23 protein-coding genes are annotated in these 23,232 nt (G+C 66.4%); 8 read left to right on the top strand and 15 right to left on the bottom strand.

What is annotated here, in order from left to right; translation table 11 throughout:
- Positions 1-175: 175 nt before the first annotated feature.
- Positions 176-673 carry a hypothetical protein gene (locus ABFX29_RS11625; RefSeq protein ID WP_152229364.1) on the bottom strand — a complete coding sequence of 166 codons (498 nt, stop codon included), beginning with the start codon at positions 671-673 and terminating at the stop codon, positions 176-178.
- A gap of 40 nt (positions 674-713) precedes the next feature.
- Positions 714-1,268: a hypothetical protein gene (locus ABFX29_RS11620; RefSeq protein WP_152229365.1), complete on the bottom strand. Its 555-nt coding sequence runs from the start codon at positions 1,266-1,268 to the stop codon at positions 714-716.
- Positions 1,269-1,461: 193 nt separating this feature from the next.
- Here ABFX29_RS11620 and ABFX29_RS11615 point away from each other — a divergent pair, with 193 nt between their 5' ends.
- The 5 genes from ABFX29_RS11615 to ABFX29_RS11595 all read left to right on the top strand — a co-directional run bounded on the left by ABFX29_RS11615 (position 1,462) and on the right by ABFX29_RS11595 (position 7,840).
- A complete protein-coding gene (locus ABFX29_RS11615) occupies positions 1,462-2,076 on the top strand; it encodes a TetR/AcrR family transcriptional regulator (RefSeq protein WP_152229366.1) in 615 nt (204 codons plus the stop codon).
- A 100-nt stretch (positions 2,077-2,176) separates the two neighbouring features.
- Positions 2,177-3,415: an MFS transporter gene (locus tag ABFX29_RS11610; RefSeq protein ID WP_275124655.1), complete on the top strand. Its 1,239-nt coding sequence runs from the start codon at positions 2,177-2,179 to the stop codon at positions 3,413-3,415.
- Positions 3,415-5,055, top strand: coding sequence for an amidohydrolase (locus tag ABFX29_RS11605; RefSeq protein WP_152229367.1), 1,641 nt, complete (start codon positions 3,415-3,417; stop codon positions 5,053-5,055). Before ABFX29_RS11610 ends, ABFX29_RS11605 begins: the two co-directional genes overlap by 1 nt.
- A gap of 23 nt (positions 5,056-5,078) precedes the next feature.
- Positions 5,079-6,128 (top strand): agmatine deiminase family protein, encoded by a 1,050-nt coding sequence (locus tag ABFX29_RS11600; protein ID WP_246167729.1) that lies wholly within the window; start codon positions 5,079-5,081, stop codon positions 6,126-6,128.
- Positions 6,128-7,840, top strand: a complete 1,713-nt coding sequence (locus ABFX29_RS11595; RefSeq protein ID WP_152229368.1) for an amidase — start codon at positions 6,128-6,130, stop codon at positions 7,838-7,840. Before ABFX29_RS11600 ends, ABFX29_RS11595 begins: the two co-directional genes overlap by 1 nt.
- A 329-nt stretch (positions 7,841-8,169) precedes the next feature.
- Here ABFX29_RS11595 and ABFX29_RS11590 read toward each other — a convergent pair whose 3' ends face one another.
- The 8 genes from ABFX29_RS11590 to ABFX29_RS11555 form a co-directional block, all read right to left on the bottom strand.
- Positions 8,170-8,616, bottom strand: a complete 447-nt coding sequence (locus ABFX29_RS11590) for a hypothetical protein (protein WP_246167730.1) — start codon at positions 8,614-8,616, stop codon at positions 8,170-8,172.
- A complete protein-coding gene (locus ABFX29_RS11585) occupies positions 8,607-9,188 on the bottom strand; it encodes a hypothetical protein (protein WP_152229369.1) in 582 nt (193 codons plus the stop codon). Before ABFX29_RS11585 ends, ABFX29_RS11590 begins: the two co-directional genes overlap by 10 nt.
- Positions 9,139-10,131 (bottom strand): hypothetical protein, encoded by a 993-nt coding sequence (locus tag ABFX29_RS11580; protein WP_152229370.1) that lies wholly within the window; start codon positions 10,129-10,131, stop codon positions 9,139-9,141. Before ABFX29_RS11580 ends, ABFX29_RS11585 begins: the two co-directional genes overlap by 50 nt.
- Entirely contained in the window at positions 10,128-10,625 is a 498-nt protein-coding gene (locus ABFX29_RS11575; RefSeq protein ID WP_152229371.1) for a type 2 periplasmic-binding domain-containing protein, read from the bottom strand. Before ABFX29_RS11575 ends, ABFX29_RS11580 begins: the two co-directional genes overlap by 4 nt.
- Before the next feature lie 120 nt (positions 10,626-10,745).
- Positions 10,746-11,357: a phosphatase PAP2 family protein gene (locus ABFX29_RS11570; RefSeq protein WP_152229372.1), complete on the bottom strand. Its 612-nt coding sequence runs from the start codon at positions 11,355-11,357 to the stop codon at positions 10,746-10,748.
- A 23-nt stretch (positions 11,358-11,380) separates the two neighbouring features.
- A complete protein-coding gene (locus ABFX29_RS11565; protein ID WP_152229373.1) occupies positions 11,381-12,358 on the bottom strand; it encodes a D-2-hydroxyacid dehydrogenase in 978 nt (325 codons plus the stop codon).
- A gap of 9 nt (positions 12,359-12,367) precedes the next feature.
- The gene (locus ABFX29_RS11560; RefSeq protein WP_211372430.1) at positions 12,368-13,144 is read right to left on the bottom strand and encodes a helix-turn-helix domain-containing protein; all 777 of its coding nucleotides are present in this window, start codon (positions 13,142-13,144) and stop codon (positions 12,368-12,370) included.
- 2 nt (positions 13,145-13,146) lie between these two features.
- Positions 13,147-14,232: an MFS transporter gene (locus ABFX29_RS11555; RefSeq protein WP_152229375.1), complete on the bottom strand. Its 1,086-nt coding sequence runs from the start codon at positions 14,230-14,232 to the stop codon at positions 13,147-13,149.
- 239 nt (positions 14,233-14,471) lie between these two features.
- Here ABFX29_RS11555 and ABFX29_RS11550 point away from each other — a divergent pair, with 239 nt between their 5' ends.
- Complete coding sequence (locus ABFX29_RS11550; RefSeq protein WP_152229376.1) at positions 14,472-15,584, top strand: epoxide hydrolase family protein; 1,113 nt, start codon at positions 14,472-14,474, stop codon at positions 15,582-15,584.
- Positions 15,585-15,643: 59 nt separating this feature from the next.
- On the opposite strand, the gene ABFX29_RS11545 is transcribed toward ABFX29_RS11550, so the two are convergent.
- The 5 genes from ABFX29_RS11545 to ABFX29_RS11525 all read right to left on the bottom strand — a co-directional run bounded on the left by ABFX29_RS11545 (position 15,644) and on the right by ABFX29_RS11525 (position 21,302).
- Positions 15,644-16,906, bottom strand: a complete 1,263-nt coding sequence (locus tag ABFX29_RS11545) for an arginine deiminase (RefSeq protein ID WP_152229377.1) — start codon at positions 16,904-16,906, stop codon at positions 15,644-15,646.
- A 29-nt stretch (positions 16,907-16,935) separates the two neighbouring features.
- A complete protein-coding gene (locus ABFX29_RS11540; protein ID WP_152229378.1) occupies positions 16,936-17,283 on the bottom strand; it encodes a variant leucine-rich repeat-containing protein in 348 nt (115 codons plus the stop codon).
- Positions 17,284-17,444: 161 nt separating this feature from the next.
- A complete protein-coding gene (locus tag ABFX29_RS11535) occupies positions 17,445-19,556 on the bottom strand; it encodes an FAD-dependent oxidoreductase (RefSeq protein WP_152229379.1) in 2,112 nt (703 codons plus the stop codon).
- A 115-nt stretch (positions 19,557-19,671) separates the two neighbouring features.
- Positions 19,672-20,175: a DinB family protein gene (locus ABFX29_RS11530; protein WP_246167732.1), complete on the bottom strand. Its 504-nt coding sequence runs from the start codon at positions 20,173-20,175 to the stop codon at positions 19,672-19,674.
- Positions 20,176-20,237: 62 nt separating this feature from the next.
- Positions 20,238-21,302: a restriction endonuclease gene (locus ABFX29_RS11525; protein ID WP_170287811.1), complete on the bottom strand. Its 1,065-nt coding sequence runs from the start codon at positions 21,300-21,302 to the stop codon at positions 20,238-20,240.
- A 165-nt stretch (positions 21,303-21,467) separates the two neighbouring features.
- On the opposite strand from ABFX29_RS11525, the gene ABFX29_RS11520 reads away from it, so the two are divergent.
- Together ABFX29_RS11520 and ABFX29_RS11515 are read left to right on the top strand one after the other, a co-directional pair.
- Positions 21,468-22,190: a hypothetical protein gene (locus ABFX29_RS11520; RefSeq protein ID WP_170287812.1), complete on the top strand. Its 723-nt coding sequence runs from the start codon at positions 21,468-21,470 to the stop codon at positions 22,188-22,190.
- Positions 22,165-23,130 carry an exonuclease domain-containing protein gene (locus ABFX29_RS11515; RefSeq protein ID WP_170287813.1) on the top strand — a complete coding sequence of 322 codons (966 nt, stop codon included), beginning with the start codon at positions 22,165-22,167 and terminating at the stop codon, positions 23,128-23,130. The genes ABFX29_RS11520 and ABFX29_RS11515 overlap by 26 nt, the downstream gene beginning before the upstream one ends.
- The last annotated feature ends 102 nt before the right edge of the window (positions 23,131-23,232 follow it).

Raw genomic sequence — 23,232 nt, 5'->3', positions numbered from 1 at the left:
TGGCCCAGTACCCATCATCGCCTCGCTGGATTCGGACGCCGCAGCAAGGGAACCCTGTTTCTGGCCCTCCCGGCAGCGGGTCGATTTTTCGGGTCTTTCAACGGTAGGCGCGCACGGCCGGGGCTACAAGGATCTGCCGGAACCCCGGACCTGCCGCACCGGATTCCCCGGCAACTCAGCGCGAGGCCGTCGCCCCGCTGGTGGGGGTGGCGGGGGCGGAAGTCCCAGAGGTGCCGGTGGGAGCGGACGACGACGGCGGGCTGCCGGGGCTGCGCGTGCCGGCGGACGACGACGGCGCGGCGGTGCGGGTGACGGTGCTCGTGGGCCCGGGCGAGGGAGTCACGGTGTTCCGTTCCATCGGAGTAAACAGCGACGCCCACATAACAGCCGCGAAGATGCTCACCACCAGCGCGGCAGCGGAAATGATCACTGCCGCAACCGAGAGCCCCTTCGCCGAACTCCGGGCCCGTCCGGCCGCAACCAGCGCACCGATACCCAGGCCGAGCCCAATGATGGCGAGTACTACTGCCACGAGGTTGACGGCGGGAAACCAGAACAGCAGCAGCGCGGCTATGCCGGCGATCAGGCCGGCAACTGCCAGCCCCCTGCCCGCATTCCGGTCCTGCGGCGGATATCCCTGATAGTCCCGGTGATCGAACTGCTGGGAGCCCATGGTTGCCTCGTTGGTCCAGACACCGCAGGAAGCGGCGGGGTCAGTGGTTTCGCGCTTCTCCCACGGTAGGCGCGCCGGATGAGCCCGGCAAGGAATCGGCAGCAGGGCGTCCTGGACGCGTCCCAACCAGCTGTTCCACCTGTGCCCGCAGAGCCGCCTCCAGCTCGGACCTTCCCTCCGGCCGGGCGCCGCGCACAGCCTGGCCCTGCGAGCAGGGTGCACCGGGTGCGTCTGGTCCGGGTGGTACGCCGGGGGCGCCGGCATGCTCCGCGGCATCCGCGCCCAGGACCCCTTCCTGGGCTGTGAGGCCGATCAGCCGGAACAGCTCGCGGTCCTCCCGGGTGGCCAGGGAGGAGGTCTTCAGGTCATTGAGCACGGCCAGGCCCGCAAGGGAGCGGCGCGGATTGGCACTCAGGGACGCTTCCAGCGCCCACTGTGCCCGCACCCACCATTGGGCACGACGGTCCGCCTCCAGCTTCTGCCGGTAAGCGAAGTAGGCAACCAGCGCCGTCGCCAGGATCCCGAGCGGACCCAGCACCGGAATCCATGTGATGGCCCAGTCTCCGACTGCCGGCCAGAATTCTCCCCAACCCATGTCCGGAGCCTAACCCCGGGCAAGGACTGTGCGGGAGGGCGGTCCCTGGTCCAGGCTGGCCACGGCTTCGATTTCCACCAGCAGACCAGGTCCGGCCAGGGCCGCGACCCGGGGCTGGCCGGTATCGCACGGCCTGCTTTGGCCCGGCCGGGCCGGTAGATTGTGAACTCCTACTAGTCGAGGAGTTCCTTACATGCCCCGCCCCCGCTCGCCGCTGCTGTCCGTGGACGGAATCGTCACCACCGCGCTGGAGCTGATCGACGAAACCGGGAACTTCAGCTTTCCCCGCATCGCCCGCCGTCTGGAGGTCAGCCAGTCCTCGCTCTACAACCACATTGATAACCGCGAGCACATTATCGAACTGATCCGCGCACGGGTCTTCGCCGAAAAGCTGCAGGTTCCGGTCCAGGACCTGCCGTGGGATGAAGCCCTGCGCGCCGTGGTCCGCGCCTACCGGGAGTGCATCGCCGCCCATCCGCGGCTGGTGCAGCTGATCCTTGCCCAGACCGTCCAGGACCCGGGAGCGCTGTCCGCCTACGAAACCATGGCACGTGCCCTGGAACAGGCCGGCCTGCCGCCGCACCGCATCGTGTCCGCGCTGTCGCTGATCGACAACCTGGTGCTGGGATCCGCGCTGGAACTCAACGCGCCTGCCGTGGTCTGGGACCCGCCGGCCGGACAGTTTCCGGCACTGGAGCGAGCCCTGGAAGCCCCGTACACGGTGGAGGGAAGAGCTGAAGCAGCGTTCGAGCTGGGACTGGACGTGCTCATCGAAGGACTGCGGGCGCAGGAGTTTACACAAAGTTAACTGAAAGCCTTTCGTTTTCTATTGCGCGAAGCGGGCCCGTGCCGGAAAGTAAATGAAATCCATTCATTTACTGTTCACTGCACGCACTGAGGGAGACACCATGGCCCAGACCATTTCCGCGCAGGGGCGCGTCCCACTGACCGCCAAACGCGCCGTCGCGGTCTTCGGCATCGGCGTGATCGGGTTTATGACGGCCAACCTGGTGCCGATCATGATCGTCGCCCTCACCGAGGACCTCGGCTTTTCCGTCACCGCAGCCGGCACCCTGATGACCGCATCCCTGCTGGCCTGCGCGGCGTCCTGCCTGCTCACCTCCCGCTGGGCCGCAGCCTCCGGCCGCTACGTCATTGCCCGCACGGGGCTGGCCCTGACCGCGGCCGGTTTCGGAGCTGCGGCGTTCATTCCCTCCGAACCCGTGGTCATTGCCGGCGTTATCCTCGGTGGGCTGGGTGCCGGCGGCGCAGTTTCCTCCGCCGGCGCCGCACTGGGGGCACTGCGCAACCCGGACCGCGCCTCGGGCATCAGCGGCTTCAGCAACCGGGCCATTGTGTCCGTGGTTCTCTTCGTCATCCCCGTCCTCGGCGCGGGCATGGGCAGCGCGTTCGGCCTCTTCGCCGGCCTGGCCCTGGCGGCGCTGCTGGCCACCGGCTGGCTGCCGGACCGTCCGGCAGCGGAGCCCGACGCCGCTGCCGCCTCACTGGGAACCGTGGCCGGGACTGCCGTCCCCGCCTCGCCCCGGGCCACCCGCACCGCAACCCTGGCAGGGCTCGCCCTCCTGGCCTGCTTCGCTCTCTGGGGACTGAGCGAGGACTCGCTTTGGGCAGTTGCCGCCACCATGGGCGCCGACCAGGCCGGACTCGATGACACCGGCATGGGCCTGGTGCTCAGCCTCTCGACCCTGGGCGGCCTGGCCGGCTCGGCCCTGGTGGCACTGGCAGGCCGGCGCCTGGGCCGAACCATCCCGCTCGCCGTCGTACTGGTGGCCGGCGCGGCCATGAAGTTCATCTCCGGCATGGTGGAGGATTCAGGCCTGTACATGGTGGTCATCATCGTCTGGAACACGCTCTACCTGATCGCGTTCGTCTACATCATCGCCATCGCCGCTGCCCTGGATGCGTCCGGCAAATGGTCCGCCCCGGCCCTGGGCGTGTACCTGATCGGTTCCTCCTTCGCACCCTTCCTGGGCACCGCGGTCTCGGCCTCTGCCGGCTACGAGGCCCTCGGCATTCTCCTGGCGGTCATGACCTTGGTGCTCCTGGTCCCGTTCGTGCTGATCTCCCGCTACTCGGTCCGCACTGAAAAAGCGGCAGCGGCAGTACCTGTGGCGGCGGTAGCCTGATGCGCACCCTCTACACCAATGCCGCAGTCTTCACCGCTGACGGCCCGCCTGCCGCAGCCTTTGTGGTCGACGGCGGGAAGTTCCGGTACGTGGGCGACGCCGCGGCGGCGTCAGCGGCCGCCGGCCCCGGTGCCCGCACGGTGGACCTGGGCGGAGCCTTTGTGCTCCCCGGCATCATCGACGCGCACACCCACCTGCTCATGACCGGCCAGGCGCTGGGCAAGGTCCAGCTGCGGGACGCGGCCAGCCTTGCAGACCTGCAGGACCGCCTCCGCCAAGCCGCCGCGGAGAACCCGGACGCACCGCGCATCCTCGGCGCCGGCTGGCTGCACACCGCCCTGGACGGTGCCGCGCCAACCCGGGAACTGCTCGATGCCGCGGTGCCGGACAAACCGGTGTACCTGGATGCCAATGACCTGCATTCGGTCTGGGTCAACAGTGCCGCGCTGGCCGAACTCGGCATCGACGCGTCCACGCCGGATCCCCTTGGCGGCCGCATTGGCCGCGACGCAGCAGGTGCTGCGGACGGCATGCTCTACGAAACCGCCGCCGTGCAGATTGTCTGGCCTGCCCTGGCCGGTGCCGCCCGGGACGAGGACCGGGATGCGTGGCTGGAATCCGCTTTCACGCACTACGCTGCCGCCGGCGTCACCGGTGCGGTGGACATGGCAGTGCAGCACGACGACGTCGCCGCGTTCGAACGGGCCCTCGCCCGCCGCCATGGCAGGCTCCCCCTGCGGGTGAAGGGCCACTGGCTGGTCCACCGCAGGGACAGCACCGCGGAGAACCTGGCGCAGGTGGACCGGGTCCTGGAACTGGCACGAAGGCTGGCTGCGCAGCCGGCTGCCGAATACCTGGAGCTGTGCGGCATCAAGATCATCGTGGACGGCGTGATCGACAGCTGCACCGCGGCGATGAAGGAACCCTATGCGGACGGCAGCACGCCGGGGCCCATCTGGGACCGGGAATCGCTGCTGCCGGTAGTCGCCGCTGCTGACGCCGCCGGACTGCAGGTGGCGCTGCACGCCATCGGGGACGAAGCCTCGGACATTGCCCTGGATGCTTTGGAACACGCCGCCGCGGTGAACGGTCCGCGGGTGCGCCGCCACCGGATTGAACATCTTGAAACCGTCACGGAGGCAAACGTTCAGCGCCTGGCGGAGCTCGGCGTCGTCGCGTCCGTCCAGCCCGTGCACGCAGACCCGGCGATCCAGGAGAACTGGCAGGCCGTGCTCGGTGATGCCCGGGTGGACCGCGCCTACCCGTGGACGGAGTTCACCGCTGCCGGCGCCACCCTGGCGATCAGCACCGACGCGCCCACCGCCCCGTACCAGGCGCTGCCCAACCTGTATGTGGCGGCCACCCGTAAATCGGCCCTGGAACCCGGGCTTCCGGCCAACCTGCCCCGGTACGCCCTGGACCTGGCCGATGCCATCTGCCACGCCACCCGCGATGCCGCGTTCTCCTGCCGTACCGAGGCCAGCCTGGGCCGCATCGCTGCCAGCTACCGGGCCGATTTCGCCGTCCTCGCCACCGACCCGCTCACCTCCCCGGCAGAGAACCTGCTGGCCAACAGCGTGTTACTGACCGTTACCGGCGGCGAAACCGTCTTCGACGCCGCTCCCGCTACCCTGAGCTAAACAACCCGTAAGGATGCACCGCAATGTCTCCGAGCACCACCTTTATGCCCGCCGAATGGGCCCCGCACGAGCGCACCTGGATGGCGTTCCCGCCGTCGAATGACACCTTCGGCGAGCCCGGCAGCAGCACCCTGGACCGGGCGCGCACCGCCTGGTCCGCCGTCGCGCGCACCATCGCCCGCTACGAGCCGGTCACGGTCCTGGCCGACCCGGCAGACCTGGACGCCGCCCGCGACTACCTCGGTGACGGCATCAAGGTCCTCGCCGCAGACCTGGATGACGCTTGGCTGCGGGACTCCGGTCCCACCTTCGTCCACGCTGCCGACGGCTCCGTGGCGGCCGTGGACTGGATCTTCAACGGCTGGGGCGCGCAGGACTGGGCGGCGTGGGACAAGGACCAGCACCTGGGCCGGTTCGTGGCCGGGCAGGCCGGCGCGCCCGTTTCCTCCAGCGCCCTGGTCAACGAAGGCGGCGGGTTCCATACCGACGGCGAGGGCACCGTGCTGCTCACCGAGACGGTGCAGCTGGATCCGGGACGCAACCCCGGTGCAACCCGCGAGTCGGTGGAAGCCGAAATCCACGCCCGGCTCGGCACCACCAAGGCCGTCTGGCTGCCGCGCGGACTCACCCGCGACTACGACGAGTTCGGTACCCGCGGCCACGTGGACATCGTGGCCTGCTTTGCTTCCCCTGGAACGGTCCTGCTGCACCGGCAGGACGATCCGTCCCACCCGGACCACGCAGTGATGCAGGAAATCCGCACGGTCCTCGAAGCCGCAACGGATGCCCGCGGCCGGAAGCTGGAGCTCATCGACGTTCCCGCCCCCACGGTCATCGATGCCGGCGACGGGTTCGTGGACTACTCCTACATCAACCACTACGTCGCCAACGATGCGGTGATCCTCTGCGCCTTCAACGACGCGAACGACGCCGCTGCCGCGGACATCCTGGGCCGCGCCTACCCGGGCCGCATCATCGAACTCGTGGATGCACGGGACATCTTCGAATTCGGCGGCGGCATCCACTGCATTACCCAGCAGCAGCCGGCCGCCCGCGCCGGAACTGAGGCGTAATGTTCGACGTCGTTGAAGCCGGCATTGCCGAGCTGCGGGAAGCGCTGGAGTCCGGCAAAACCACCAGTAAGGAACTCGTCACCGCCTACCTGGCGCGGATCGAGGCCTACGACCGGTCCGGGCCGCAGCTGAACTCGGTCATCGTGGAGAACCCCGGGGTTCTCGAGGAGGCCAGCGCCTCCGACGCCCGGCGTGCCCGCGGGGAAACCCGGGGACCGTTGGACGGCATTCCGTACACGGCGAAGAACAGTTTCAAGGTGCGGGGGCTGACCGTAGCCGCCGGCTCCCCGGCGTTCGCTGACCTCGTGGCGCAGGAAGACGCGTTCACCATCGGGCGGCTGCGGGAAGCCGGTGCCGTGCTTATCGGCCTGACGAACATGCCGCCCATGGCCAACGGCGGCATGCAGCGCGGCCTGTACGGCCGGGCCGAAAGCCCGTACAACGCGGAGTACCTGACCTCAGCGTTCGCCTCCGGGTCCTCCAACGGGTCCGGCACGGCGACGGCGGCGAGCTTCGCCGCGTTCGGACTCGGCGAGGAGAGCTGGTCTTCCGGCCGGGCACCGGCGTCCTGCAACGCCCTCTGCGCCTACACTCCCTCCCGCGGCGTCATCTCCATCCGCGGCAACTGGCCGCTGGTGCCCACCATGGACGTGGTGGTTCCGCACACCCGCACCATGGCGGACCTGCTCGAAGTCCTGGATGTGATCGTGGCGGACGACGCCGAGACCCGCGGGGACTTCTGGCGCGCCCAGCCCTGGGTTTCGGTGCCGCGTGCCTCGGAGGTGCGTCCGCCGTCGTACCCTGCCCTGTCCGTGGGCGCCCCCGGCGAGGCCCGGCAGGTCCTGGCCGGGAAGCGCTTTGGTGTGCCGAAAATGTACATCAACGCCGACCTGGAGGCCGGCACTGCGGACTCCCCCGGCATTGGCGGCCCCACCGGACAGCGGATCGAAACCCGGGAGACCGTGGTCGAACTCTGGCAGGCAGCCCGCCGCGACCTGGAAGCTGCCGGAGCAGTGGTGGTGGAGGTCGATTTCCCGGTGGTCTCCAACTACGAAGGAGACCGGCCCGGCGCACCGACCATCGCCACCCGGGGACTGGTCAGCCCGGAGTTCCTGCAGCGGGAGATCGTGGACCTTTCCGCCTGGGCGTGGGAGGACTTCCTTGCCGCGAACGGCGACCCCAGGCTGAAGTCACTGGCCGACGTGGACGGGGCTGCGATCTTCCCGCACCCCGAGGGCGCGCTGCCGGACCGGTACACCGGGTTCGACGATGACATCGCCATGTACCCCGAGCACGTGCGGAAGCATCCGGTGGAGTCCTTTACCCAGATCCCGCATCTGGCCGAGGGCGTGCGGGGCCTGGAGGAAACCCGGCGGATCGATCTTGAAGAGTGGATGGATTCGCTCGGCCTGGATGCCGTGGTGTTCCCGGCCGTGGCTGATATAGGCCCTGCCGACGCCGATGTGAACCCGGAATCTGCCGACCTGGCCTGGCGCAACGGCGTATGGGTGGCCAACGGGAACCTGGTGCCGCGCCATCTGGGCATCCCGACGGTCACCGTGCCGATGGGCACCCTGCCGGATACTGGCATGCCCGTGGGCCTGACGTTTGCCGGCCGGGGCTGGGATGACAAGGCGCTGCTCCGGTTTGGTGCTGCGTTCGAGGCCACCGGTTCCCGCCGCACCGAACCTCCCCGGACTCCGCGGCTGTAGCCCGCCCCCGGAAACAGCAAAAGCCAGCGAATCCCCTCCGCTGGCTTTTACCCGCAATCTCCGCTGAACCCCCACAGGCAGCGGATGTTGCCTGACCGTCCGGACGCAGTGCGCCGGCGGCGGTCCAAGAACGCGGACGGGGTGCGCGGCTCCGGGACGTATCCTCAAGCCAGGGCTGCAGGCGTGATCCCCCAATCACCTAATGCCTGCGGCTTCACCGTTGGGTGAGCGCTGTCCCCGTCCGTCATTCTTGGTTTCACTCATGTTTCACACATGTGTGAGACATGAGTGAAACCATAGCAGTGCCCCCGGGATGGGTCAAAAATGCCCTAGTCGGATTCGTCGAGGATCTTGGCGATGGCACGCAGCGCCTCGGGGTCCACCGGACCCAGGGCGCGGGCCGCGAAATTGCGGACCTCGGCACGGCGCAGGCTGCGGATCAGTTCGAGTTCGGCTTCGACCCGTTCGGGCAGTTTGCCGCCCTCTTGGAGCAGGTACTCAGGATCGACGTCGAACACTGCAGCAATGGCGCGCAGGGCTTCGTCCGGAACCACCTGTTCCTTGCCGGATTTCAGCAGGGACCACCGTGTCCGGGAGAGGTAATAGCCCGCCTTCTGGGCGCCGTCGCGGATGGCAGGGTAGTCGTAGGGCTTGCCGGATTCGGACATGATCACGTCCAGGAGGAGGTTGATCTTCCTCGCGAGCGTTTCCGCGCGCCGAAGTCCCGCCGCCCGCTCGGGGGGAAGATCCAGATTCTCCACGTAGTTCAGCTCCATGTTCTTGCTAGGAGGAAACAGCAGAAGGTGGCCGTTCCCAGTAAGGCGCCGAAAAGTGCCTCCGGCCAGGTGTGCTCACGGAGAGAGACCCTGCTGAACATCATCAACGGCGATAATATCAACAGCCATGCCCACGCTCCCCCGAATACTGCCATAACCCACAGCGCACCGAACGTTATAACCGACACATGGGCGGACACGTTGAGCCAACGGCGGAAGAACACCAGGCCGGCGTTTCCCAGGAACAGCGCCCCCACGGTCAGCGGCACCGGTGATCCCAGCGGCAGCAGGAAACAGGCGACGGCGCCGGCGAAGGTCAGCACGGCAAGGAGCTGGATCCGCAGCCGGTCGGGGAACCCGCGCCGCTGGAAGGGCCGCTTCGCCAGCTTGTAGAGCAGGCCAGGCACTCCAATGATCCCGGCCAGCAGCACCCCCGCTCCGACCAGGCCAAGTCCGGCCTCGAGCCCGGCCAGGAGAACCAGGACCGCCAGCACGAGGGCCGGCGGCAGGACCCGGGAGAGGCTAGCGGCCAGTGCCGGCCGGGTGCCGGAGCGTTGAACCGTTGTGCTCAATGCGTGCGCCTATCTCGTCAATAATCGTTGTTTCGTGCGGGGAGAGCAGCGTGGGGTCCAGGACCCGGACATCGCCAATAAAAATGAACCAGCGGTAGAGCTGGGCTTTGGAGGGACGTTCTCCCAGGAAAATCTTCGCGGCGCCCATCGAGCTGCGGCCCTGGGGTGTCTGCACCAGCCGCGCGACGATCGGCCGCAGCGCCGCGATGTCCTGCGCGCGCTCGTCCCTGGCCCGGAAGGTTGCCTTGATCCGTCCCGACGACGGAAGGATGAAGCCGACGGCGAATCCCACGATCATCACCGCAAGCAGCACCTGGTAGGCCAGCGCCAGCAGTTCGTTGGTTTCGCCGGAGCCCTGAAGCTCCAGGCCAATCTGGATCATTTTCAGGACCGCTGCCAGCACACCCATCAGGCAGCCGGCGCCCAGGACGTCAAAGCCGATCCGGAAGGCCCGGGATTCCCCGTTCCGGCTGCGGCGCATCATCTCAAGAGCGGTGTAGCCGCAGATCATGGCGAACCAGGCAAAGAACGTGGCCTGGTACCAGGCAATAGTGGGGATGCTGCCGAAGGTGTCCGTGAAGCTGGCCGCCGACCCCCGGGTGTCGGAGACACCCAGCAGCACCGTCTGCGCTGCCGCCAGGACAAGCCCGACGCCGACCAGCACCTTCACGCGGCGGCCGCGGCCGGTCACCTGAAGCAGCAGACGGCTGAGCTCCGTCATACCGGCACCCACCAGCAGGTGGATCAGCAGGTTCAGCACGTTCCGGCCGCCCAGGGCCTGGTCAACGGCCAGGTAGACCGGGTCGATGTTCAGGGTTCCCGCCAGCGCCACGGCGCTCACGGCGGGAAGCACTCCCGGTTTCCAGCCGTACCGGAGCCCGAGCAGCCGGATGACCACCACTGCCCAGAGAACCAGGACGGGGAGGATCTGCAGGGCCGTCATATGAAGGTCCGTTCAAAGTCGCTGGCGCTCCTGCCGTCCCCGGGCAGCAGCGAAAGTGAAAGAAGATAGGCAACGTGTTCGGCGGCACGTTCGGTCTCGTTCCAGTCCAGGGACCTGGCTAGCATCGTCTTGATGCCCCTGCGGCTGCCGATGTGCGCGAAGACGGAGGGCGTCGCCGTCTCCACACCCCCGCAGCCCTGGTGCTGCAGCAGGATGTGGCCAAACTCGTGGCACGCTGCATGGGTGCGGTGCAGCCGGTTATCCCCGGCCGGCAGCAGGATGACGGATTTCTTTTCCTTTTCGATCCACAGCCCGGTGACCGCGGGGATGATCGAATGGTCTATGTCCCGCAGCTCAATGGGTTTGCCGTGCGCTTTGGAAACTGCTGCCAGCAGTTCGTCAAAGCTGACGTGCTCCTCCAGCCTGAGGGCCGACACCACGGCCGCCGCATGTTCGCGCTCCCTGCCGGCGGACCTGGTAAAACGCAGTGCCATCAATTCCCCATCGTTGTCTCACAGCTGCAGCCGCTCCCCGGTGACGGGCACGGACCCTGCGACTTTATCCCACATCCCGGGCACGACGCCGGTGCCCGCGTTCCCAGGGCAGCCGCCCTGTCAGGGCAGCAGCAGGGCTGCGGCAAAGGCAACGCAGCCGGCCAGGTGTCCGGCGAGCACCTGGGTGGGTGTGTGGTCGCCGAGCTTGATCCGGGACCAGCCGGTTGCCGAGGCCAGCATCAGTACAAGCGCGGGGCCGAAAACCGGAACGGGTGCAAGCAGGGCCAGGCCCACGTAGGCCGCGACGGCGGAATGGACCGAGAGTTTCCAGGCCAGGTTCGCCGCCATGCAGATCATCAGTCCGATGAAGACGCCACCAATCTCACCGAAGAGGCCAGCTGGAGCGTCCAGCAGGACCAGGACCAGCGCGCCGAGTCCGATGGACACCGCCGACGCCGCCAGGATCGGGGCGCGCTGTGAGCGCACCCCCACGTGGTGGTCGGTAACGGACCCGCGGCCCTTGAGCCAGAGGATGAGGCAGAACGGCAGGCCCACGGTGAAGACGGCTGCGGTGATGCCCTGCAGCCAGGTGACGTCCGGGCTGAGCAGGGGCTGCAGCAGGAGCAGGACTCCCACGAGCACGGCCGGGGCGGTGGTTTCGGTGACGAGGCGTGCCAGCCGCAGGGACGCTGCGGCGGACTGGCCGGCTGCGGCCTGCTGGGTTTCTGGCATCCGACGATTCTACGGTGGGTGGGCTACCCGCCGGCCGGGACCGCCACGAAGCCCAGCTGCTTGTCCACCACGTTCTCCAGCGGAGCTCCGTCGAGGTACGCGCGCAGGTTCGCCTCGAACTGCGCGGCCATCGCAGGCAGGTGCGAACGGGAGTCACCGGAGAGGTGCGGTGTGATCAGCACGTTCTGCATTCCCCAGAGCGGGCTGGACTCCGGGAGCGGCTCCGGCGTGGTGACGTCCAGGACGGCACCGGCAATGTCCCCGGCAGCGAGCGCCGCTTCCAGGTCAGGCTGCACCACCAGGTCCCCGCGGCCCATGTTCACCAGCACCGCGGAGGTGCGCATGGCAGCCAGCACCTTGGCGTTCAGCATGCCGCGGGTGTCATCGGTCAGCGGCGCCACGAGCACAATCCAGTCGTAGTTGCCCGCCACAGCGGCGAAGTCCCCACTGGCATGGATGGCACCAAAGTCCGCATCGCCGTCGCGCGCTGTCCGGCCCAGACCGTCGGTTTCGATGCCGACGGCGCGCAACAGCCGGGCGGTCGTCCGGCCGATGCTGCCGGTTCCGGCGACCAGGGCCCGGGTGCCGGCCAGGTTGGAGACGCCATAGTGCTTCCACAGGTTCTGCACCTGGTTGGCCCGGGCCTGCGGGAAGTTCTTGGCGAAGTAAAGGATTCCAGCCAGCGCGTACTCGGCCATGGCGGCGTCGAAGATTCCGCGGGCGTTCGTGACGGTGACGTCGGAGGCGGCGAGTTCGGGGAACAGCAGCCGGTCCACCCCGGCGGCGGGCAGGTGCACCCATTTCAGGGCATCGGCGCTCTCCCAGCCCTGCTGGAGCCCGTCCGCGAAGTAGTTCCACAGGTACACGATTTCGGTGCCCGGCAGCGCGGCTGCCAGCTCCCCGGCGTCGGCGGCCAGCCGCACGTCGGCGAGCTCCCGTAGGTTTTCAAGCCCCGTGACGTCGCGGTTGCCGGTGAGGATGGTCAGCACTGGTTTAGCCATGCGCTCAGGCTAGGCGATCCCGGCTGCCGGGCCTGAATCCGTTACGCCGATTGGCTCGTCGGCCCGGGTGAGGCGTTCGATGAAGAGGGTCATGACGCGTTGTTGCGCGGTGTTCAGGTGCTCGTTCATGAGCGCGGTCATTGCGTCCGCGCCTTCCTGTTCCCGGATACTGATGTCGAAGTGCTGGAGGGCGTCGCCCCGCTCGGCGAGGAACGCGGTGATGAGCGCAGCCCCGCGTTCGGCCAGCGCGGTGATCTCCGCTTCTGGCGTGTCTGGCGGCAGCTGCATCAGTTCCGTATTGAGCCGGGTGAGCGCCTCGGGTGCGCCGTGCATGGTCTCCGCGAAGCTGGGCATGGCATCGTTCGGGAGCAGCCGTGCGAGCAGGATGGCCACGTTCCGGGAGCCGGGCCCCGGCCCGAGGGCCTCCATCGCGAGGAGTGCTTCTGGTGAGAGATCGGGAGAGGTGCCCCGAGCGATGAGTTTGTCGATGTCTGCGCGGATGCGGGTGAGTTCGGTGATCCTGCCGTCAAGTTCAGTGCGCAGCCCATGCAGGGATTCCTGCCCCTGCTCCTCGGATTCGAGCATCCCTGCGACCTGTTCCAGGGTGAACCCAAGGCCGGTGAGGCGTGCGATGCGCAGCGCGAGCACGAGGTGCCGCGCGGTGTACTGCTTGTACCCGTTGCTGCGCCGCTCCGGGTCAGGCAGGAGCCCGACGTCGTGCCAGTGGCGGATCGACCTGAGTGTCACCCCCGTGAGGTCAGCGAGCTGCCTCGTGCTCCACGCCATGCTCATCCCTCCTGCTCGACTGGTTCCGGTGCCCCTGAATCCGTTGTCTCTATTGTGTCCAACGACTGGAACGCAGGCACGATCAGCGCGATGACGGCGGTGACGGCCATGGCCGCCGCGATCCCGGCCCCTGCCGCGGTGAGCCCGTACCCGGAGGCGATGGCGGCGATCGGTGCAGCGGTGAGGGCGGGGGCGGCGAGCATAAGCGCGTTCTGCGCCCCCAGCACGCGCCCCCGCATCCGATCCGGGGTCGCCTCGATCGTCGCAACACCCAGCACGGCGGACATGGGCGCGTTGGTGAGACCGATCAGCACCGCGGCGGCGATCACCAGCCACGGCGCACCCATCGCCCCCTGCAACCCCGCGATGACCGCAACAAACACCGCCGTCAAGATGCTCGCACCGAGCACAAGCCGGTTCCCAAGCAGGAACCGCCATCCCGCCACCAGATCGGTCACGACACCACGCACCCCGGGTGAACCGCCGTGTCCCGTAGCGCCGGCTATGGCTCCGACCTGCGCAGAGAGCGCGAGGGAGAGCGCTGCGGCGGCGAGGCTCGTTCCCGCGGTGATGAACAGCGTCGTTGAGCTGACCCCGAGCAGGAATACGAGCAAACCACCGGCACCGGGCCCGGCCAGCATGAGCGCCGCTGAGAGTGATTCGCGCACTCCGACCAGCCGGTCCAGTGCACCCGGTTTGCCGCCGTCGAGTTGCACCAGCCGGGGCAGCATCGTCTCCCGTGCGGTCATGCCCGGCATGTCACCAAACGCCCCTATGACGCCGAGCACGATGAACCACGTCAGGTTCAGCCCCCACACTGCATCCACGACCGGAAGCGCGGCTACCGAACCCGCTGAAAGCACGTCGCTGACGATCGACACCGTGCGCCGGTTCACCCGATCCACGATGACCCCTGCCAACACCCCAACGGCCGCGGCGACCGCAGCCGTCACCGACGCGAGGATCCCTGCGGCGAGGATGTCCCCGGTCCTGGCAAGTACCAGCAGGGGGAACAGCACCGACGCGATGCCGTTCCCCAACAGCGACAGGCTGTATGACCCCAGATAGACCAACGTGTTTCGACTCATGCGCCCCATCAGAAACTATGACGTCACGGCACAGTCAAGCCGCCAATCCAGGACCCGTCTCCAGCCCATAGACCGCCCGGACGTTGTCCTCAGTGAGCACCTAAGCTACGTGTGCGGCTGGTGGGAAATTTGGTGACAGGAAAGATGATCTAGTTCGCGGACTGGCGGGTTCTGGCGCCGTGACCCTTTCCTCCGCGCCGGTCTATAGTTTCCGCACACCAACCCCGTCAGGAGCTGCCGTGAATCCGTACGAACCCGTTCCTCCCGCTGCCTTGGAAGACCTTGCCGAACGCCTGGCCCGGTTCCGGCCCGTGCCCGAACCCCGGCTCTTCAACCGCAGCCGTGACTCCCTCGGGTTCGGCGGGGAGCAGCTCGCCGAACTGGTGGAGCACTGGCGGACCGTGTTCGACTGGCCCGCCCAGGAGGCCTGGATTTCGGCACTGTCGTGGGAGCAGACGGAGCTGTCCACCGTGCCGGTGCGGGCGGTGGTGTCCCGGGCGCAGGCCGCCTACGTCTCGCCGTCGTCGCCTGTAGTGCTGCTGCTGCACGGGTGGCCGGATTCGATCCTGCGGTTCCAGCGGCTCTTTCCGCTGCTGACGGACCTGACCTATGTGGCGCCGGCGCTGCCCGGGTATCCGTTTGCTGCACCGGTGCCGGCGGGCGGGATGTCCACGGTGGAGATGGCCGATGCGATTGCTTCGGCGATGTCTGAGTTCGGGTTCGCCCGGTACGTGGTGTCCGCCGGGGATGTTGGCTCGGATGTGGCGGAGGCGCTGGCGGTGCGGCATCCCGACGTCGTGACGGCGCTGCACCTGACCGATGTGTCCCAGTACCACGTCAACCTCGCGCCGCCGCAGGATATGGACGACGCCGAGCGGGAGTATCTGCAGCGGGCGCGGCGCTGGCAGGGGGCTGAGGGCGGTTATGCGCACGAGCAGTCCACGCGCCCTTACACGCTGGCGGCGGGGCTTGGAGATTCACCGGCCGGGCTGGCGGCGTGGATCGGCGAGAAGCTGGTTCGCTGGACCGATTCGGACGGAACGCTGACGAATGCGTTCAGCCTGGATGAGGCGCTGACCTGGATCAGCGCCTACTGGTTCACCGGGTCCATCGGGACGTCGTTTGCTCCGTATGCCGCCGGCCGTCCGACGGGCTGGCCTCGGATCGAGACTCCGACCGTGTTCACACTGTTCCCGAAGGACCTGGTGAACGCTCCGCGCCAGTTCGCGGAGCGGTATTTCAACGTCGCCGGATGGATGGAATTCGAAAGCGGTGGCCACTTCGCTGCGTGGGAGCGTCCGCAGCAGTATCTTGAGGGTGTCCGGGCGGCGGTGAAGCTGGGGTTTGGGTAGGGCGTGCTACGCCGTTTCTGCTGCCGAATACCGGGGCGGCATCGCTCAGACTAGAGACGTCACTCGATCCCGTCCCTGATGATGGGGCAGGTCATGCAGTGCCCGCCGCCGCGGCCGCGGCCCAGCTCGGCTCCGACAATGGGAATCACCTCGACGCCGGCGTTCCGCAGCGCCGCGTTGGTCTGGGTGTTGCGGTCGTAGGTGAACACCACGCCGGGTTCCAGGGCAACGGCGTTGTTTGCGCTGTCCCACTGCTGGCGTTCGGTGGCGTGGTAGTCCCCGGCGGTCTCCACCAGGCGCAGCCGCTTGTAGCCCATGGCTTCGGCCACCACATCCACGAAGCGGCGGTCCCGCTCGTCCCGGATTTCGAGACCGGGGTCCTTGTCCGAAGGGTGGATGGTGAAGGGGTGGATGCCGTCCACGATGGCCGGATGGATGGTGGCCAGGTCCCGGTCAGCGAAGGTGAACACGGTATCCAGGTGCATCGCGGCGCGCAGTTTCGGCATCCCGGCGACCACGATCCGTTCCGCAGCTCCCTCCGCGAAGAGTGCCTGCGCCAGCTGGGTGATGGCCTGCCGGGAGGTCCGCTCCCCCATGCCGAGCAGCACGGTGCCGTTGCCTACGGGCATGACGTCGCCGCCTTCCAGGGTGGCCTGGCTCCAGTCCTGTTCGGCATCGCCCCACCAGATCTTTGATCCGGTGTAGTCCGGGTGGTACCAGTAGATGGCCTGCATCAGCAGGGTTTCGTCGTGCCGGGCCGGCCAGTACAGCGGGTTCAGGGTCAGTCCGGAGCCAATCCAGCAGGTGGTGTCCCGGGTGTAGAGGGTGTTGGGCAGCGGCGGCAGCAGGTACTCGGGCCGGCCCTGGGATTCCCGGATGAGACCGACGTAACCGCTGCGGTAATCCGAGGGAAGGTCCGACGTCGTCAGGCCGCCGATGAGGTACCGCGCCAGTTCCGGTCCGGAGAGTGAGTCCAGGAACGCGCGGGTGCCGGTGACCAGGCCCAGGCCCACGCGGTTGGCGATGATTTTGCGGTCCAGCAGCCAGGTCCGCGCGTCGGGCAGGTCCAGGGTCTGGCCGAGCAGGTCGTGGAGTTCGACGACGTCGACGCCGCGGCTGGTCAGCTTGGCCACGAAGTCCGCGTGGTCGCGCTGAGCGTTCTCCACCCACAGAACGTCGTCGAACAGCAGGTCTTCACGGTTGGTGGGGGTCAGGCGTTCGTGGGCCAGGCCCGGTGCGCAGACCAGGACCTTGCGCAGCTTGCCCACCTCGGAGTGGACGCCGTAGGACGCGGCCGTGCCTGCGGCGGTTGGGGAAAGCATGGGGTTCTCCTTGAGTTGTGAAGCCGGACCTACTGTCCCTGTTCCGCCTGCGTCCGGCGGCGGAGCGCTTCGTTGACGGCAGGGTCGTCCAGGTTGCGCAGCCAGGTGAGCAGTTCCGGCCCGGCGGCAGGATTCGCGGCGACGGCGGGACGTGCAATTGGCTGCTCGGCGGCAAGTTTCTGCAGGCGCTGCGGAGCGGTTCCGGGATCCTCTGCTTCTGCCAAGACGGCAACCTCAGCGGGATCCACACCCCTTGGCCGGCTGGCCGAGGCTCCGGCATTTACGATGTCTGACGCCGGGACGTTCATCAGCGGAGTTGTCCGGCGGGTGGACGGCGTGTTCTCGTCAGCGGGATGTTCCTGCATGTCTTCGTGCACGGGATGCTCCTTTGTAAGTAGCCTTATGAACATCCTTGCAGAAGGAGCCGTGGTCTCCGAATCGGCGGGGGCGTTTCCAGCGACCGCGGGACCGGGGCTTGCCAGACAAGAAAATGCCGGGCCGCCCCTTTAGGGGACGGCCCGGCAGCACTGCGGAAGTCCTAGAGCTCCGTTGTCACCTTCCACGACGAGTGAATCGCGCCGTGGATGTAGTTGACCGCGCCGGCGTCACCAACGACGTCACACGGGATGCCCGCGTCCCGCAGCTCGTCCGCGAGCGGGGCTGCCGACGTCGTGCCGTCCGCGTAGACCACCATGGCAGCGGGTGCGGAGAAGGACTCCTCCCCCACCGTCCATTCCACGGACTTCTCCGTGATGCGGGTGATCACGGCGTTGCGGTGGATCTGCACACCGTGCTTCTTGGCGTCGCTGACGGCGGTCCAGCGGCGCGGCATGGCCAGCGGCAGGCCCAGCTGCTGCTTTTCGTGCAGCAGGGTGACGCGGCGTCCGCGTTCAGCGAGGAATTCGGCCAGTTCCAGGCCCACGAGGGAGCCGCCGATCACCACTACGTCCTTGCCCATGGGCAGCCAGAACTTGGTGAATTGGCGGACGAATTCGGGGCTCTTGGTCACTCCGGAGAGCCTGCCCATCTTGCCCAGGGTGCTGAGCACGGCGCCGGCTTCCTCGGCCGTGGCGGTGCCGAGCATCATGGCGCGCAGGGTGTCGCCGGTCTGCACGATCGGCAGGTCGCCGCCCGGGAAGTCGGGCTTCGGGCGGACTGCGCCGGTGGCCACGATGACATGGTCCGGGTTCAGCGCGCGGATGGTTTCGACGGTGGCCGGGGTGTTCAGTTTGACGGCGATGCGCAGCCGCTTGATCTCGGCCTTGAACCAGCGCAGCAGGCGTTCGTTGTCCGGCGTCGTCATGGTGGAGAACCACATGGTGCCGCCCAGGCGGTCCGACTTGTCGATCACGGTGACGCGGTGGCCGCGTTCGGTGAGCACGCGCGCGCTTTCCAAGCCGGCCGGTCCGGCGCCGACGACGAGCACATGCTTGGCCTGTGACGCGGGCTTTAGCGGGAGCACGGCTTCGTTGCCGAGGGCCGGGTTGACGGCGCAGAACGGGGTGTCGTCGAAGAAGTTCTCGGCGACGCAGAGGTAGCAGTTGATGCAGGGCCGGACTTCGGCGAAGCGGCCCTCACGGAGCTTGTTCGGCAGTTCCGGATCGGCCAGCAGCTGGCGGCCCATGGCCGCGTAGTCGATCTGGCCTGCGGCAATGGCCTTTTCGGAGATCTCCGGGAGCATACGGCCGACGGCGATGACCGGGATGCTGACGTTCTTCTTCACCCCGGCGGCGTTCTCCAGGTAGGCGCCCACCTTGTTGGGCAGCGGGCCGTCGGTGAAGTTGTCGAACGGGTTCCGGCCCCAGCCGGTGACGTGGATGGCATCGGCTCCGGCTTCTTCGAACAGCTTGGAGGCTTCAATGGCTTCGCGAAGGGTGAGGCCGCCTTCCTGGCCGTATTCTTCGCCGGCGACGCGGACCAGGATGGCCAGCTTGTCCCCCACGCGTGCCTTGACGGCGGCGATGACCTCGCAGGCCAGACGGGCGCGGTTGGCGAGGGATCCGCCGTAAGCGTCGGTGCGCTTGTTGTCCCGCTGGTTGAGGAAGACGCCCAGGATGTAGCCGTGGGCGGCGTGGATCTCGATTGCGTCGGCTCCGGCCTTGGCGATGCGTTCGGCGGCGTCGGCCCAGGTCTCGATCAGCCAGTCGATGTCCTCCTGGGTCATTTCCTTGTAGGAGGTCTGCTTGCCTGCGGTGGCGGCGCCCATCTTGCCGAGTTCTTCCCGGGTGCTGTCAACCAGCGCGGACATGTCGTAGCTGTAGTCCGGCTGGTTCGGGGCGAGGACCGCGCGGTCATTGGCGACGTCGACGCGGGCTACCTTGCCGTGGTGCGTGGACTGGATGCAGAGCTTGCTGCCTGCTGCGTGGATCGCGTCGGCGAGGGCTTTCAGTCCGGGAATGTACTTGTCATCCGAGAGCCCGGGTTCCTTCATGGAAGCTGCGCCGTAGGGGAAGGCGATGGCGCAGGCTCCGGTGATGATCAGGCCTGCGCCGCCTTTGGCGCGGGCCACGTAGTGGTCAATCTCGGTCTGTTCGATCTCGCCGTGCTCGGAGACGTTCATGTCCATGGCCGGAAGGACGATGCGGTTGGGGGTTTCCATCGGACCAATACGGCCCGTGGCCATCAGGTGCGGGAAGGTTCTGGTGCTCATGTTTCGAATTTTAGTCGTCTTGTTTACACCGTATACACGGATTCGCGGGTGCTGGGATGTGTTCTGTGCGACAGGTGTGTGCGGCGCCGATGGGAAGTGCGTGGGTGGGGGCGGGCTACTCCTGCGCCTGGGACCGAGCGGCCAAAATGAGTTCGCGCAGGATGTCAGCATGGCCGCAGTGCTGGGCAAGTTCGCGGAGCAAGTGCTGCTGGACCCAGCGCAGCGGCAGCGGACCTCTCCGGTTGCCGGGGAGCAGGGTGTCGCTGTCCATTCCGGCGACTGCACGGCGGGACTGTGCGACGGCCACAGCGTAGTCCGCCAGAACGGACTCGATCGCGTCCGTCTCCTGCAAGTCGAAGGACTCGTCTGGCGTGGCCGGGATGCTCAGTTCCGTCCTCGATGCGCCGGTGACCGCTTCACCGAACCAGACCCCTTCCACGAAGGCCGCATGCTTGACCAGGCCGAGCAGGGTCGTCTTGGACGGGACCAGCCGCCGTCGGGCTTCTTCCTCCGTGAGACCGTCCAGGCTGGCCGCCAGCATGCTGCGGTGCTGGTCTATAAATGTGCTGATTTGGACGTCAAGGGGGGCGAAGTAGGCGTCTCGACTGTCAGGCTTCAACTGGTTCTCCGTTCAAGGGGCAGGCTTTGAAATCTCTGCTCGAGCTGTTCCAGCTGCTCGGATTACCCAGCTTCGTCTGCCAGAGTCCAGATCTGTTTGAGTGGTAGCTCGCGTCGAACCCTTGCAGGGAGCGTAGCGTAGTGCTGCTGTAGCTGCGCGACCACTTCGTCCGCGTCCCAAACGCGAATGGCGAAACGCTGGGAGTCCAGTAGTTTGCGTGCCGGCCGAGTGAGGCCTCCCCAGGCTACGAGCAGCCCCTGATCGGCACCATGAATCGATAGTGAACCGTGCAGCTGCGAAACCGTAGGCGAGTCGACGGGGGTGGCCTGGCTCTTCACTTGGACGATGATGCGGGGTGGTTCCAGTCCCAGGATGCCTTTTCCTGCCACGATGTCGATGCCATCATCTGTGCCTTCCCCGTGTTCCGTGCAGACGTATCCGGCGCTCCGCAGCAGATCCGCGATCAGCCCTTCCATCTTGTGCCCTGAGTATGCCTCGATCAGTCGGCTCGCGATCGAATCTGCGGCATACCTGGCCAGGTCGACGGGCGCGTCTGCGACTTCCTCCTGGGCCTCCACCAGGGCGAGTCCCATTGGCGCCACTGGGGCGGCAATGCTGGAAATGGCTCCGAGCCGAGCACCGGGATCTGAGTTCCCGTTCATGCAGGACCGGAGACGCTGCTCGGCGTCGTTTCTTTGTATTTGGCAAACAGTGGAGAAGGCTCCCAGGGAGTACAGCAAGTCCTGCTTGACCCTGGAACGGGCCAGGTCTGTGACCTTCCACGTCACTTTCCGAACGTGACGCCGCTGAGGGTCGGGTGTGTCGAGATAGCTGTACTCACCGTCAATGGTACCGATAGCTATTTCGGATGTCCTCTTGAGCGGCATCACAACCAGATCGTCGACGTCCATCCGGTTCCGCAGTGCCCAGAGCTGGGCGGCGAAGTTCCGTACCGCTCCAGTGCTGCGATCTGGAATTCCTGCGGCCACCTTGGCAACGACGGCTTCGCGTGTGGTGCAGTCCTCCAGAGACTCGACGTCACCAAAACCTGCACCGGTGTATCCATTTTCCAGAGCCCACTGCTCACGCTCGCCGGAGGCGCCTGCCCGAACCATCCAAGCCGTCATTGATTCCCCCATAGGTACCTGTGACTGTGCAGTCTACGGGCTCCCTCCGCCCACCAGGAACGCTCCTTGCCGCTCACGGCACACAGCATGCTCAAGCAAAGGCGCAGTCCACCATATAATCGGCGAAGACCCGCAAAGGTGTGGACAAGATTTGGAGTGTTTTAAGTGGGGGAAAAGCAGCCATTCGGCATCGCTGTGCTGGACGTGTATCAGAACCAATGGGCTCTATGGCAGGTTTCAGTTGACAGTTTTTCAGGTCGCCTCAGAGCGTCCAAAACAAACGCGGTTGTAAGAGACCGTTTCAACCGAGCCGAGTTCGAGGCGCTGGTCGGAAACCGGCATTTACTCATGACCCCGCGTGCCGAAGTTTTTGTTCCCGAAGGGGCCGTCGACGGGCCTACACGTTTTAGCGGTGAAGATTTTGTCTCTATGAGCGAATCCTGGATCGATCACCTCGATGGTCTCTTTCGAACAGAGAATGAACGGCGTCTGGCCGAGAACAAGGCACAGGCAGAAGCTAAGAAATCCGGTCAGATCACGGGGCCCCTCAAGAAACTCTCACCGCTGCAGGACCCCGGCTGGCCTGGGGCCCCCGACACATCAGCCTGGTCTTCTGATCTTGGGTGTGAACTAGACGCGCGAGCGGAGGCCCTCCGGCTGGCCGATGGATGCGTACGCCTCTTGGATTATTGGCTTGATATTGAAGTAGCGCGAACTAAGAAAAATCGAACATATTTCCATGGGGTCGGGGGGCCCGAAGTCCGGACTTGGCCATCACCAGCCCCAGAAGAAGACTCATCCGTTAATCAGCTTCCGGCGCAGCATACGGATATTGGCTCCACCCCGAGTGGGAGGGAAGGGCATGACGCTCTCGTTCACAGCCATTGATTTTGAGACAGCGAACCGTAGCCGTGGCTCCATCTGCTCGGTGGGACTGGCAAAGGTAGTCGATGGAAGAATCCTAGAAACCCGGTCCTGGATCATATCGCCGCCAGATGGTGGTGGGTTTGATGCGTTCAATTCCGCGCTCCATGGAATCACAGCTGCGGACACCGTCGACGCGCCGGACTGGAACAGTTCCTTGTCAGAGATTCTGGACTTCATCGGTGACGATACTGTCCTGGCCCACAATGCTGGGTTTGATATCGGTGCTCTGCGAGACGCGTGCGACTTCGCTGGCTTGGAATGGCCCGTACTGAACTACACGTGCACGTTGGTCTTGGCTAGGACCATGTTGGATCTTCCGGTCTACAAGCTGCCCTGGGTCACTGAAGCCCTTGGCATCCCTCCTTTTGATCACCATGAGGCCGGGGCCGATGCTCAGGCCTGTGCTCTCGTTGCTATCGCGCTAGCGGAATCCCGTGGTTCCAATTCCGTGACTGACCTTCTTACTGCAGCTGGTGTCCGGCTTGGCCGGGTTGAAGGGATGTCGTGGTTGGGATCCCAAAAAGCCCGTCCGGTTTCTCAACGAACGCCCCGGGCGGCGCTGGTTCCTGGAGAGATCAACCCGGACGGACCAATGGCTGGAGAGGTTGTCTGTTTCACTGGGAGAATCTCGTGGTCCCGCGAGGACGCGCAAGAAATGGTTGTCCGCAACGGCGGCACTTGCAGCATGGGAAAGCCCACCAGAAAGACGACGATCCTCGTCACGGGAGATTACGACGAAAGCAGCTTGCGGCCCGGTATGACGTTCGGCAACAAACTAGCGAGAGCATTCGAGCTCGTCGAACAGGGCCAGAAACTTGAAATCATGACCGAGGACGACTTCCGACAGAAGCTTGACGTTCAGGAAGGACACCGCGATCTCCCCGTTCCGACCGGAGCCTGACAGGGCTTCCCTAGCCTACCCAGAATGCATGCGAATGCTTTTTAGAGCCCTTCGCTCGAATCGCGGGTAGCCGTTTGTTGCATCCCTGACGGATGCGGTCCC

This window comes from Arthrobacter gandavensis, assembly GCF_039528575.1.
Taxonomy (GTDB): Bacteria; Actinomycetota; Actinomycetes; order Actinomycetales; family Micrococcaceae; genus Arthrobacter_B; species Arthrobacter_B citreus_B.
Note: the sequence above shows the minus strand (reverse complement) of the source record. Positions and strands in the feature narration are given on the sequence as shown.